Origin of the sequence: Frankia sp. R43 (assembly GCF_001306465.1) — a bacterium.
Lineage (GTDB): Bacteria > Actinomycetota > Actinomycetes > Frankiales > Frankiaceae > Parafrankia > Parafrankia irregularis.
In genome coordinates this window covers 377,773-391,184 of sequence record NZ_LFCW01000003.1, presented here as the reverse complement: position 1 = coordinate 391,184, position 13,412 = coordinate 377,773, and the positions used below count along the sequence as shown (strand labels likewise).

Sequence of the window (13,412 nt, the reverse complement as noted above, 5' to 3'; positions counted from 1 at the left end):
ACGGACAGGGCCGCGCGGGCGGGGTCCTGCCCGCGCGCATGGAACGTGACCGCACCGTGACCGGACCATTTCTCGGACCGGCCGCAGCGATCCCCTGCACACCTCAACCGTCCGCGGGCGTCGGATCCTTCCCTTCTGAGGCGAGATAGGTCGCGATCCGGTTCACCACCGCCACGAAGGGCACCGCCGCGATCGCCCCCGGAATGCCGGCGAGCACGGTGCCGGCCGACAGCGCGATGACGATGGCCAGCGGATGCAGTCGCACCGCCCGGCGCATGATCAGCGGCTGCAGCAGGTGGCCCTCCAGCTGCTGCACGGCGATCACCACACCCAGAATGATCAGTGCGTCACCCAGCCCGTTCGACACGAGCACGACGAGCACGGCGGCGATCCCGGCGACGGTCGCACCGACGATCGGGATGAACCCACCGAAGAACGTCAGCAGGGCCAGCGGCGCCACCAGCGGCGCACCGACCGCGAGCAGCCCGATCGTGATGCCGATCGCGTCCACCGCGGCGACGAAGACCGTCCCGCGGATATAGCCGGTGATCGTGTTCCAGGCCTCGCGGCCGGCGCCGCGGACCCGGTCCTCCGCGCCGGCGGGGAACCGGGTGACGATCCAGTTCCAGATCCGCTCACCGTCGTAGAGGAAGAAGAAGGTGGAGAACAGCGCGACGAGAATGCTGGTCAGGACCTCCGCGGCCACCGACGCCGTCGAGAGCACGCCGGAGACCACCTTCCCCCGGTTGTCGGTGATGCTCTTGCGGATGTCGTCGACCAGGTCGTCGATCTGCCCCTCGGACAGGTGGAACGGCCCGTCCGTCAGATAGTCACGGATCTGGTCGATGCCCTTGCTGACCTGGTCGGCCACGGCCGGGATCTCGTTGGCGGCGTTGAAGCCCACGGCCACGCCGGCCCCGGTCACGATCAGGAAGAACACGATCAGCGCCGCGAACGCCGCGCCGAGCCGAGGCAGGCCCATCCGCTGGAAGCGCTGCGCCAGCGGATGGATCAGCGCGGCGATCAGCAGGCCCGCGATCACCGGGATGACGACGGTGCGCACCCTGCCGACCATCATGCTCAGGATGTAGACGGCGGTGCCGATGACGATCAGGCGCCATGACCACCCGGCGGCGACCCGCAGGGCGACCGGGACGTGCTGCTCGGCGCGGCGCACCGTCGAGCTCGCGTGGGCTCCGTTCACGATCGTCCGCCGGCCGGGCGCCGAGGAGTCACCCGCGCCGTCGGCCCCGGACAGCCGCCGCTCACCCCGCAGGGGCACCCGCCCCAGCCCCGCAACCCGACGCACGGCCCACCCCCTCGCTCCGGCGTCCGACGATCCGCCCACCGGCCCCTGCGCCCTCCGGCACATGCACCCACGGCCCTGCACCCACGGCCCTGTGACCGCCGGCGCGTTGTCCGCCGGCCCCGGGCCCGCCGGCCCGTCAGGTGCTGTCCTCACGGACATCCAACCCGACGGGCCGGGCCGAATTCCACCAAGTCCCCGAAGAACCCGCGCTCCGTACGCGGTCGGGAGGCAACCGGCGTGCCCGCGCGCGGATCGGAACATCCCGGGGCCGCGGCGACGTCGCGCCGTTTCCGCACCAGAATTCGACGGCCTCCGGCGAGGCCATCCGGCGCTGTGCGGCGTAACCCGTAGGTGGACGGAGCCCACCGCCGGGCGTGGGAGACTGACCAACGAGCAACGCCCGTCCCAGCTGACACCGTTCTTCCAGCTGGCACCGTTCTTCCAGCTGGCACCGCCGTCCCAGCTGACACCGCCGTTCCCGCCGACACCGCCGTTCCCGCCGACACCGCCGTTCCCGCCGACACCGCGGCGTTTCCGCGAAAGGATCCGGGTGCCTCACAACCTCACCCGCGACGAGGCGCGCGAGCGCGCCCGCCTGCTGGCCGTCTCGTCCTACGACGTCGAGCTCGACCTGACGACCGGTGACGAGACGTTCCTGTCCAGCACCACCGCCACGTTCACCTGCGGCGAACCAGGTGCGTCGACCTTCGTCGAGCTGGCCGCGCCCGCGGTGCGCGAGATCGTGCTCAACGGCCGCCCACTCGACCCGGCCGAGGTCTTCGACGGCTGGCGGATCGCCCTGCCCGGCCTCGCCGCGACGAACGAGCTGCGGGTGGTCGCCGAATGCGCCTACTCCCGGACCGGTGAGGGCCTGCACCGCTTCGTCGACCCGGTGGACGGCGCGGTCTACCTGTACACCCAGTTCGAGACGTACGACGCGCACCGCATGTACACCTGCTTCGACCAGCCCGACCTGAAGGCGGCCTTCACCCTCGCGGTGACGGCGCCGGCCGACTGGAAGATCATCTCCAACAGCGTCGTCACCGGAACCGCCGCCGGCACCGGGCCCGCCGACGGGGCCACCCGGACCTCCTTCGCGCCGACCCCGGTGATGTCGACGTACATCACCGCGCTGGTCGCCGGGCCCTACCACGAGGTGCGCGACCACCACGACGGCATCGACCTCGGCATCTACTGCCGCGGCTCGCTGGCCGAGTTCCTCGACCCGGACGAGATCTTCCAGATCACGAAGCAGGGCTTCGACTTCTACCACCGGGTCTTCGACTACCGGTACCCGTTCGGCAAGTACGACCAGCTGTTCGTGCCGGAGTTCAACGCCGGCGCGATGGAGAACGCCGGCTGCGTGACCTTCCTGGAGGACTACGTCTTCCGGGCGAAGGTCACCGAGGCGCGCCGGGAGCGCCGCGCCGAGACGATCCTGCACGAGATGGCGCACATGTGGTTCGGCGACCTGGTCACCATGCGCTGGTGGGACGACCTGTGGCTCAACGAGTCGTTCGCCACCTACATGTCGGTGCTCGCCCAGGTGACGTCCACCCGGTTCACCAACGGCTGGACGACCTTCGCGAACGCGGAGAAGGGCTGGGCGTACCGCCAGGACCAGCTCTCCTCCACCCACCCGATCGTCGCCGACGCCCCCGACATGGACGCGGTCCGCACCAACTTCGACGGCATCACCTACGCCAAGGGCGCCTCGGTGCTCAAGCAGCTCGTCGCCTGGGTGGGCCAGGAGGAGTTCCTCGCCGGGCTGCGCAGCTACTTCCGCCGCTACGAGTACGGCAACACCTCGCTGCGCGACCTGCTCGTCGAGCTGGAGAAGGCCAGCGGGCGCGATCTGGCGCCCTGGTCGGCCGACTGGCTGGAGACCACCGGGGCGAACACGCTGCGCCCCCGCTTCAGCACGGATTCGTCCGGTCTGTTCACCTCGTTCGAGGTCGTCCAGGAGCCGGCGAGCGCGCCGGCCACCGCGTCACGCACGCTGCGGCCGCACCGGGTCGCGATCGGCCTGTACGACCGGGGCGCCGACGGCCGGCTGGTCCGCCGCGAGCGGGTCGAGCTGGACGTCGTCGGTGCGAGCACCGAGGTCGCGAAGCTGATCGGGGTGCGCCAGCCCGATCTCGTCCTGCTCAACGACGACGACCTCACCTACGCGAAGGTGCGCCTCGACGAGCGGTCGCTCGGCACCCTGATCGACTCGATCGGGACGATCTCGGAGTCGCTGCCACGGACGCTGTGCTGGGCCGCGGCGTGGGACATGACCCGCGACGCCGAGCTGGCCGCGCGTGACTACGTCCGGCTCGTCCTGTCCGGGGTGGACGCCGAGGACGACATCGGCGTCGTCCAGTCACTGGTCGCCAAGGCGGCGCTGACCGTCGACAGCTACGGCGATCCGGCGAACCGACCTGCGGCACTGCGGGAGCTGACGGCCCGTGCCGAGCAGCTGATGCGCGCCGCGGAACCGGGCAGCGACCTGCAGCTCGTCTTCGCCACCGCGTTCGCCCAGACCGAGCAGCCGGAGCAGATCGCCCGGGTGAAGGCGATCTTCGAGGGCACCGACGTGGTGGACGGGCTCGTCCTGGACACCGAGCTGCGCTGGACCCTGCTGATCCAGCTGGTGGCGCGCGGGGTCTACGGCGACGCCGAGATCAACGCGGAGCTGGCCCGGGACAACACCGCGACCGGCGAGAAGCGAGCCGCCACGGCACGCAGCGCCCGGCCGACCGCCGAGGCGAAGGCCGCCGCCTGGGCGGCGGTGATGGAGTCGGACACGCTGTCGAACCATCTGGCGGTCGCCACGATGAACGGCTTCTGGATCAGCGACCAGCTGGAGCTGACCCGGCCGTATGTCGACCGGTTCTTCAGCGAGATCGGCGGCATCTGGGCGACCCGGACGTTCGACAGCGCCCAGACCATCACCCAGATGCTCTTCCCCTCCGACGTCATCGAGGAGGAGACGGTGCGGCGGGTGGACGCCTACCTGGCCGAGCAGGAGCCGGTGCCGGCGTTGCGGCGGGCACTGATGGAAGGCCGGGACGGTCTGGTGCGTGCGCTCGCCGCACGTGCGAAGGACGCCGCCGCGGGTTGAGCGGCCCGTCGGCGAAGGGCCGGTCCTGAGAGGGGCCGGCCCTGGGTGAATGGACCATCCGGAGGGATCGGGTCCGCCGCGCCGGGCATGACAGCCGGCGCGGCGGGCGGCTCAGCGACGAGCAGCGGCGTGGCCGGCGGGCACGCGGACAGCGGCCGGCGCCCCGGCGGCGTCGGCCAGCTGGCGCAGGCCCGTGACCAGACCGCCGACGAGATCGCCCAGCGCGAAGCTGGACGTCATCGCCAGGGTGGCGAGGCCGGCCGCGGCGTCACTGACGCGCTTCCTCGCGGCCGGCGTCGTCACGATCTGGACGAACCGCTGCCCAGGCGAGACGGCGATCAGGACCGCCTCGTCGTCGTGCCCATCAGCGAGGCCCCCCAGCAGACGCTCGGCGGTGAGCAACGGGTCGTCGCCCAGACCACCGATGCGGACGGCGAACCGGATGCCGGACTGGCTCTGCGCCGCCTGGCGGGCGCGTTCGAGCCGGTCAGCCTGCTCGGAGGTGAAGGCCTCACCAGGTGCCACTGGCACCACCCGTGCCCGGCTTCGCCGCCGAGCGCTTGTCGTCGAGGTCTTCCGACTTCTCACCGATCCAGGTCGTGTCGTGCTCCCACGGCTGACCCGGACGGTAGCGCGACGGCCGGCTCAGACGGCTCGTCAGCGCGGTGAGGATGAACGCCAGCAGGAAGCCACCGACGACCGTGCCACCGTAGATCGTCCAGGCATGGACGGCCGACAGCGGGTCGGGGTCGTAGGTGGTCCCCACATCCTGCGCGGACGCGGACACCGCCAGGAACGGCACGGTGAACAGGGACAACGCGGCAACGGTCAGAGCGCGGCGCGCGGCGACCCGTCGGCCCGACCGGGAGGTCGAGGACAGGTCGCTGGCCGCGACGGACCGCCGAGACGTACGGCGCGGACGACGTGGAATCACGACCGGAAGGGTACCGGGAACAGGTGTCACGGTCCGACCTCAGGGGTGCGAGCTAGCTCGCCGAGGCCGCCGACCGGCCCGACCTCGGCGCCGCGAGGTGGGACACAGCGGTTCAGGGGCGCCGGGGGGTGCCGGTGCCCGCCCGATCGACGGTGCGTGCGCCGCGGTCGGCCGGGCGTGCGCTGTCAGCCGGACGCGCGCTGTCAGCCTGACGGGCGCCGTCGGCCGGACGCGCGCCGAGGGCCTCGGCGAGGCGCCGGGGCCGCGGGTCGGTGAGCAACCGCTCGACGGTGACCGGCCTGCCGTCGCCGTCGAGCACCGGCAGCCGCCAGTTCGGATAGCTGTCGACGGTGCCGGGCAGATTCGGCTGGCGAAGGTCACCGAACGCGTCACCGGGAGCGATCAGGACGACCCGGGCCCGCGACCGGCCGAGCACCGCGTGCATCCCGAGCACCACATCCTCGTCGGCCGGTCCCTTCTCCGCCAGGCCCGCGTCGGGAAGCAGGTTCTCGGCGGCGAGCAGCCGCAACAGGTCGGCGCGCTCGGCGAGCCAGGCCGCGCGCTCGGCGTCCCCCGAACGGGCGAGCACCCCGAGCCGCTCGCGCACCCGCACATGCTCGCCGTCGAGAAACCCGGCGGCGGTCGGCAGGTCGTGCGTGGTGACGCTGGCCATGGAACGCACCCGGTACTCATCCGGCCGGCGCGGCGACCCGTCCGCGGCGCGCTCGAACCAGAGCACCGAGGAGCCGAAGATCCCGGCCTCGTCGAGGGCGGTGGCGACCGACGGCTCGACGGTCCCGAGATCCTCCCCGACGACCAGGGAGCCGGCCCGGGCCGCTTCCAGCGCGAGCAGCCCCAGCAGCGCCGACGCGTCATACCGGACGAAGGTCCCCCCGGCGGCACCGGCTCCGACCGGCACCCACCACAGGCGGAACAGCCCGAGGATGTGATCCACCCGGATACCGCCGCCCCGGGCGAGCACCGCGCGGACCATCGCCCGGAACGGGGCGTAGCCCGCCTCGGCCAGCGCCGCCGGCCGCCACGGCGGAAGGCCCCAGTCCTGGCCCTGCTGGTTGAAGCCGTCCGGCGGGGCTCCCACAGAGGCACCGGCGGCGAGCACCGCACGCATCGCCCACGCGTCCGCGCCACCCGGATCGACGCCGACGGCCAGGTCGTGGACGATGCCGACCCGCATCCCCGCCGACCGGGCGGCCTCCTGCGCCGCCGCGAGCTGCTCGTCGCATCGCCGCTGCAGCCAGGTGTGGAAGGCGACGCGGTGCGCGAGCTCGGCGCGCGCAGTGGCGACCGCGGGAGCGGCGGGGTCACGCAGGTCCTCCGGCCAGACCCGCCAGTCCCGGCCGTGTCGCTCCGCGAGCGCCGACCAGAGCGCGAAGTCGGCCAGCGCGCCACGCTCACCGCCCGGGGCACCCGAGGCGTGCCCGCCACCGCCCGCGCCGTTCGGCGTCTCCGCGCCCGGCGCGGCCGGCGCGCCGGGAGCAGCCGGGGCGCCGGGAGCGGCCGGGGACTGGCTCGCGAACAGCAGCTCCAGTGCGGCCAGCTTCGCCCGCCACACGACGTCCCGATCGATCAGGCCGGCCTGGATCCCGTCGGCGCGGGCCTGGCCCGCCAACCGGTCGACCTCCGCCCGCACCGCGCCGTCCGCGGCCAGGTACTCGGGCGTGATCTCGGGCCGCAGGTACAGCGGCGAGACGAAGCGACGGCTCGACGGCGAGTAGGGCGACGGCTCGACCGGGAACGTCGGTGCCGCCGCGTGCAGGGGGTTCACCAGCAGGACATCGGCGCCGTTGCGGCCGGACCAGGCGGCGATGGTGGCGAGGTCAGCGAAGTCACCCATCGCCCAGGATCCGGCGGAGGCCAGCGCGTACAGCTGGATCATCCAGCCCCAGGCACGCCCGCTGGCGGCCCCCTCGAGAGCGCGCCCGCCCGGACCGCCCACGGCGGGCAGGCCATCGGCGTCGCCGAGGACGTCGGGTACCCGGTCCGGCACCACGATCAGCGGGCACTGTGCCGTGTCCGTGCCGAGCCGCAGCACCAGCTGATGATCGCCCAGCGGCAGGCCGGCCGGGAGATCCACCAGCCCGGCCTGGACCCGGTTGCCGTCCACCTCCCGCGCGTCGTCGGTCAGCCGAACCGCTGCCGCGACCTCGCCGCCGTCCGCCAACGCGACGAACGCGGTGGCGGCGGGGACGGGCGCCGGGCTGGGGCTGGGGCTGGGGGTGCCGGCGACTGTCCCGGTGGTCTGCGGGCCTGCGGGCAGGTGCACCGCGACCGGCTCCGGAGCCGAGGACCGGGCGACCGCCACCGGCGGCAGCGGTCGCCGCCAGCGGGCCGCGTGGGTGTCGTCCAGGGCCCGGGCCGGATCACTGGTGTCGACCCCGAGCAGGTTCAGCACCGCCTGGACCGCCGACGGCGCGACCGTGACCGGCGCGCCGTCCTGCCCGTCGTAGGACGTCGCGACACCGAACTCGGCGGCGAGCCGCGCAAGGTCACCGAGGCCGGACCAGACCGCCTCGGCCTGGGCACCCGCAGCGGCGGGTTCCTGGTCCGGTTCGTTCTGGGCCACGGAGGGATCGCGTCGTCGGGAGCCTTCGTCTGCGGACGTCACCTGCCAGATATTGCCCGTTGATCGGGCTGCGCCCATGCACCTGGGGACCGCTCGCCTTCCGGACCGGCTGTGGTAGGTGGATCACCACCGCCAGGCGACGGCGCGGCACCCGGCGCAGGGGGCGAATGCGGCGCCGGAGGCGAATGCGGCGCCGGAGGCGAATGCGGCGCCGGGTGGGTTGGGGGCGCGGGGGGCGCCGGCGGGCGCACCGGCGGCGAGGCCGGGCGTTGCCAGGGTGACTCCGGGCCGACTGGACCACCTGGACCACCTGGGCTGCTCGGAGTGCCCGGGCCACCAGGCGCGGCTGGTGGGGCCGGATGAGCGAGACCCACGGGCATCGCGCTCCCAGGCGGCCCGGCGGACCCAGGCGGCCCGACAGGACCGGGCGGCCCGACAGGACCGGGCGGCCCGGCCGGGCCCTCCCACGGAAGCCCGACCGACCAGCCGGGTGCCGCGAGCGGCAGCGTCATGCGCATCAGCGCCCCGCCGGACGGCGTGGCCTCCGCGCGAACGGTCCCGCCGTGCATGGCGACCGCGTCCGCCACGATCGCGAGCCCGAGGCCGGAGCCCGGCCGGCCCCTGGCCGACATCGCCCGGTAGAAGCGCTCGAACACCTTCTCCCGGTCGGACGGCGCGATGCCCGGCCCCTCGTCGGAGACCGTCACCTCCCCGCCGCGGCTGGCCACCCGGACGGTGGAAGACGCCGGGCTGAACTTCACGGCGTTGTCCAGCAGGTTGGTCACCGCCCGTTCCAGCAGGCCGGGGCGCCCGGCCACGATCGAGGGCTCCGTGACCACCTCGATGTGGATGTTCCTGGACTTCGCCCGCCGCCGCGCCCGCTCGACGGCGGAACGCACGATGCCGGCGAGGTCGAGCCGTTCCACTTCCTCTGTGGGCGCCTCGTCCCGAGCGAGCTCGATGACCTCGTTGACCAGATCGGTCAGTTCCCGCATCTGCGCGTCGACGTCGCGCAGCAGCGCCGCCCGGTCCTCCGCCGGCAGGGCCCGGTTCGGCGTGGACTCCGCCCGCAGCAGCAGCTCGATGTTGGTGCGCAGGCTGGTCAGCGGGGTGCGCAGCTCGTGGGCGGCGTCGTCGACGAGCTGGCGTTGCCGCAGCCTGGAGGCTTCCAGCGCCCGCAGCATGCTGTTGAGGCTGCTCGCGAGGCGCGCGATCTCGTCGCTGCCGGTCACGGGTATGAGCGCCGACAGGTCCTGGGTCCGCGCCACCTCCTCCGCGGCGGCCGCGGCGGCGTCGACCGGTTTCAGGGACGCCCGTGCGACGAGCCGGCCGGCGATCACCGAGCCGATGACGCCGACCAGGCCGACGACGAACAGCACGACGCCGAGGTCACGCAGGGTCCGGTCGACGTCCGAGGTGGGGCGGGCGAACTGGAGAGCACCGGTGCCGTTCAGCGGCGGCGGGTAGCGCAGCGGGACTGTCACCACCCGGTAGCGCGCGCCGTCGACCGTCACCGTGTGCAGGTTCTTCCGCCGCAGGCCTTGGGCGACCTGCACGTCCTGCGCGTCCACGGGGATCGCGACCCTGTCCAGCGAGGGGAACTCCTTGCGCCGTGGCACGCCGTCGGAGTCGAGGAACTGGATCTCCATGCCGAAGGTCAGCGCGCCGACGTTGATCTCGCTCGTCTGCAGGTCCACGATCGCCTGCACGTTCGCGGCGGAGGCTCTGGCCTGTTCCAGCAGCTGGTCGTCGATCGCCTGGTTGAGCACGATCCTGGTCACGCCGAGCGCGACGCCGGCGACCACGGCGACCGCCGCCGCGACGGCGACGCCCGCGAGCAGGGACATCCGGGCCCGCAACGTCAGCCGCGACAGCAGCCCCGACCAGCCGGGCGGCCGGTGCTCGGGCTCACGAGGCGCCGCGGACCCGATCCGCCGCCCTTCCGCCTCCAGGTTCATCGAATGCTCACGCCCGGTCGGCGGCGGGCAGCTCACGCAGGACGTAGCCGACACCGCGCACGGTGTGCAGGAGCCGGGGCTCGCCGTCCGCCTCCAGCTTGCGGCGGAGGTAGCTCACGAACACCTCCAGCGAGTTGGAGGAGGGGCCGAAGTCGTAGCCCCACACCTTCTCCATGATCGTCGAGCGGGAGAGCACCTGGCGCGGATGGCTCAGGAACAGCTCCAGCAGCTCGAACTCGGTCTTGGTCAGGGTGAGCTCGCGCGGGCCGCGCAGGACCTGGCGGCTCACCGGGTCCAGCCGGACGTCCGAGTACAGCAGCACCGAGGCCGCGTCCCGATCGGCTGCCTGGCCCTGGCCGGCCGCGCCGCGCGTCGTCAGCGTGGCGCGGCGGATCAGGGCGCGGAGCCGGGCGAACAGCTCCTCCAACGCGAACGGCTTCACCAGGTAGTCGTCGGCGCCGACGTCGAGGCCGCTGACCCGGTCGGCGAGGCCGTCGCGGGCGGTCAGCATGAGGACCGGCACGTCGTTGCCCCGCCCGCGCAACCGCCGGCAGGTCTCCAGCCCGTCCATGCGGGGCATCATCACGTCGAGGACGACGATGTCCAGCTGCTCACGCCCCACCAGATCGAGAGCGTCCACGCCGTCCGCGGCGGTACGCACCTCGTACCCCTCGAAGCGCAGCGACCGCTCCAGTGACTCACGGACAGCGTCATCGTCATCCACAACCAGTACGCGCACGCCCCCAGTGTGCCTGCCACCGCGGACAGTTCCGGGCTTTGGACGCGCCTGTAAGCAAGACCTTCCGGGATCCTCAGCCCAGCTTCAGACAAGAAGGCCGACGCGGCGCGAACGGGGTCAGCGCGGACCTCCCGCGCCGGTTCCGGGACCCGGGCCAGCCCCCGCACCGGCTCCGGCGCCAGCGCCCGCACCGGCACCGGCCTGGCCGCCGCCGGATGTCGACGAGGACGGCAGCGGCGGGTCGATCCGCGGCGCGGGCAGATCGCCACCGCCGCGACCGGAGGAGTCGGTGGAGCCGTCGTTCGAGCTCGTCTCGTCCTCCTCCGCGGCCGCCCCCTCCTCATCGTCGTCGTCGACCACCACGACCTCACTGCGCTGCACCGTGCCCAGCGCGATGCCCGCGGCGCTGAGCACGGCCCGGACCCGTTCACGAAGCTCGCGGGCCACGTCCCACTGCTTGAGGGGCTGGGTCTTGATCGCGATCCGCAGGGTGTAGCCGTCGGCGGTCATGGTCTCCATGCCCCAGACCTCGGGCTCGTCGAGGATCAGGGCCGACCACTCGTCGTCCTGCCACAGCTCGTCCGCCGCCCGGCGCAGCAGGCGCTTGGCCTCGGTGACCTCGGTGTCGTAGTCGAGCGGAACGTCGAGAACCGTGCGGGCCCACTGCTGGCTCTTGTTCCCGACCCGGGTTATCTCGCCGTTACGCACATACCAGACCGTGCCCTCGACGTCCCGCAAACGCGTCATCCGCAGGCTCACCGCCTCGACGGTGCCCGAAATCGGGCCGACGTCGATCACGTCGCCGACGCCGTACTGGTCCTCCAGAAGCATGAACATGCCCGACAGGAAGTCGCGCACGAGGTTCTGCGCGCCGAAACCGACCGCGATCCCGAGCACACCGGCGCTGGCGACGATCGGCGCGAGATTGATCCCCAGCTCGCCGAGGATCGTCAGGAAAGCCAGCCCGAAGATAAAGATTGACGTCACGCTACGCAGCAGGGAACCGACGGTCGCGGCACGCTGGCGGCGGCGTTCGATCAGCACCGTCGGATCGCCGAATGCACCGAGCAGAGTGTTGGAGCGCAGCCCTCGCAACGGCCCCGAACTGCGGCCGGACGCAGCCCGCCCGGTGGCCCGCCGGATGAATCTGTGCAGGAGCGATCGCACCATCAGCGCGATCATCAGAATGAGCAAAATCTTGATCGGAGTACCGAGAAACACCTCGGCACCAGACGCAAGATAGTCACTGTGAGTGACGTTGTAGACCGTCCGGCAGGTGATGCTGGCGTCGGTGCCGCAGGCCTCTCGCAACGCCTTGCCTACCCCCTCGATCGAGACGATCGGATCGTCCGTCGCACCGGGTGACACCGACACCGAGGGAATCGGGGTAGGCGAGGCGGACCCGGCCGCCGTGGTGGGCGCGGGCGTCGGGGACAGGAACGCACCGAGCATCGGGATGACCGACTTGGCCGTCACCGGCGGACCCGGCCCTGCGACACCGCATGACACCCGGGCCCACGGCGGCTTGACGCGAAGCACGCCGAACCGGAAACGCTAGATGGGCACACCGTTGGCCATCCTCCGTAGCTGGTTCTGTCGGTCAGATCTGGCGCATCGGCGCCGGCTCGGGACCCGCCCGGCGCCACCCGCGACCTGGAGGGTCGGCGGAGGCCAGCGGACGGCCAGCCGTGGACGAACGCCCACGCTCCCGCACACGGCCACCGATGTCGACCTTGACAGTGTCGCCCATCGGCGACCTTCGACGGCCGGACACCCCCACCTCGACCACGAACAGACACAACGCTACACGCGATCACGCAACGTAATTATGCGGTCACGACACATGACCTGATGGGCTTGTTGTTGGTCACAAACCGGGCCGGATATGCACATCAGCGCTTAGGCCGGGCCGATGACCATGCAAACAGGCTCGCGTTCCGACGCAGAAGAAGGTTGACTGTCCATTGTCACCGGAGACGCTGGGTAGGACGGTCCGCGAGGACCCTCGGGTGGGCAGGAGGTCGGCGCGTGGCAGAGGCGCTGGTTCTCAATGCCACGTACGAGCCTCTGTGCGTGGTGTCACAAAGAAGAGCACTGGTGCTGGTCCTGACCGACAAGGCCGTCATGGTCGAATCCGCCGGTCAGGTACTTCGTTCGACGACGAGCTCGGTCGAGGTGCCGATCGTGGTGCGGTTAGCGCGGTTCGTGCGCGTGCCATACCGTTCCCAGGTTCCGCTAACCCGCAAGGGCGTCCTGGCACGTGACCATCATCGGTGTGTGTATTGCAACGCCCCGGCAACGTCGCTGGACCATGTCATCCCCCGCTCTCGCGGCGGGCCGCATGTATGGGAGAACGTCGTGGCGGCCTGCGGCCGCTGCAACCATGTCAAAGCCGACCGAGCGGTTGCCGATCTCGGTTGGCGGCTTCGCACGGCACCTCGAGCGCCGAGCGGAGCCGCCTGGCGCATTCTGGGGTCCCGGCGGATGGATCCACGGTGGTCGCGCTACCTGAGCACCGTGTCCGACGTCCCCACCGACATCTCGGGGGCGGCCGCCAGCGCCTGATCGTGCTACACCGAGCCCGCTGTCGGGTGCCTGACACGCCGCCCGCACGGTCCCGAGCCATCGGCCCGGTGCCTGCGGGCTGACAGGCGCCCGACGCGCGGCCGCGTCGGCTGGCACGCGTTCGCCCGGTGGCGCGCGTGCGTCTTCACGCGTCCGCAGGCAGGTTCCTGCCGGCATGCGTCCATACTCGCCGAGGCGTGGTAGCGCGCCGCGGCAC

Annotated in this window: 9 protein-coding genes; 2 read left to right on the top strand and 7 right to left on the bottom strand. The window is 72.2% G+C overall.

Going from position 1 to position 13,412, the window contains the following annotated elements; translation table 11 throughout:
- Nucleotides 1–103 precede the first annotated feature (103 nt).
- Nucleotides 104–1,309 (bottom strand): AI-2E family transporter, encoded by a 1,206-nt coding sequence (locus tag ACG83_RS15260; protein WP_054566878.1) that lies wholly within the window; start codon nt 1,307–1,309, stop codon nt 104–106.
- Nucleotides 1,310–1,859: 550 nt separating this feature from the next.
- On the opposite strand from ACG83_RS15260, the gene pepN reads away from it, so the two are divergent.
- A complete protein-coding gene (gene pepN / locus ACG83_RS15255) occupies nt 1,860–4,415 on the top strand; it encodes an aminopeptidase N (RefSeq protein ID WP_054566877.1) in 2,556 nt (851 codons plus the stop codon).
- 111 nt (nt 4,416–4,526) lie between these two features.
- On the opposite strand, the gene ACG83_RS15250 is transcribed toward pepN, so the two are convergent.
- From ACG83_RS15250 to ACG83_RS15225, 6 genes are all read right to left on the bottom strand, one after another.
- Nucleotides 4,527–4,940: a DUF5130 family protein gene (locus ACG83_RS15250; RefSeq protein WP_054566876.1), complete on the bottom strand. Its 414-nt coding sequence runs from the start codon at nt 4,938–4,940 to the stop codon at nt 4,527–4,529.
- Nucleotides 4,927–5,379, bottom strand: coding sequence for a hypothetical protein (locus ACG83_RS15245; RefSeq protein WP_054566875.1), 453 nt, complete (start codon nt 5,377–5,379; stop codon nt 4,927–4,929). Before ACG83_RS15245 ends, ACG83_RS15250 begins: the two co-directional genes overlap by 14 nt.
- An 82-nt stretch (nt 5,380–5,461) precedes the next feature.
- The gene (malQ, locus tag ACG83_RS15240) at nt 5,462–7,975 is read right to left on the bottom strand and encodes a 4-alpha-glucanotransferase (protein WP_054566874.1); all 2,514 of its coding nucleotides are present in this window, start codon (nt 7,973–7,975) and stop codon (nt 5,462–5,464) included.
- Nucleotides 7,972–9,891 (bottom strand): HAMP domain-containing sensor histidine kinase, encoded by a 1,920-nt coding sequence (locus ACG83_RS15235; protein WP_054567246.1) that lies wholly within the window; start codon nt 9,889–9,891, stop codon nt 7,972–7,974. Before ACG83_RS15235 ends, malQ begins: the two co-directional genes overlap by 4 nt.
- A gap of 7 nt (nt 9,892–9,898) precedes the next feature.
- On the bottom strand, nt 9,899–10,630 hold the full coding sequence (locus ACG83_RS15230; protein ID WP_054566873.1) for a response regulator transcription factor: 732 nt from the start codon (nt 10,628–10,630) through the stop codon (nt 9,899–9,901).
- Between the two features lie 117 nt (nt 10,631–10,747).
- Nucleotides 10,748–12,082, bottom strand: coding sequence for a mechanosensitive ion channel family protein (locus ACG83_RS15225; RefSeq protein ID WP_054567245.1), 1,335 nt, complete (start codon nt 12,080–12,082; stop codon nt 10,748–10,750).
- A gap of 576 nt (nt 12,083–12,658) precedes the next feature.
- Here ACG83_RS15225 and ACG83_RS15220 point away from each other — a divergent pair.
- Complete coding sequence (locus ACG83_RS15220; RefSeq protein WP_006541435.1) at nt 12,659–13,195, top strand: HNH endonuclease; 537 nt, start codon at nt 12,659–12,661, stop codon at nt 13,193–13,195.
- Nucleotides 13,196–13,412: the final 217 nt, after the last annotated feature.

Excerpts from the sequence above, each read along its gene's own strand:
- ACG83_RS15235 (WP_054567246.1), bottom strand. The coding sequence starts at position 9,891 with ATGAACCTGGAGGCGGAAGGGCGGCGGATCGGGTCCGCGGCGCCTCGT.
- ACG83_RS15225 (WP_054567245.1), bottom strand. The coding sequence starts at position 12,082 with ATGCTCGGTGCGTTCCTGTCCCCGACGCCCGCGCCCACCACGGCGGCC.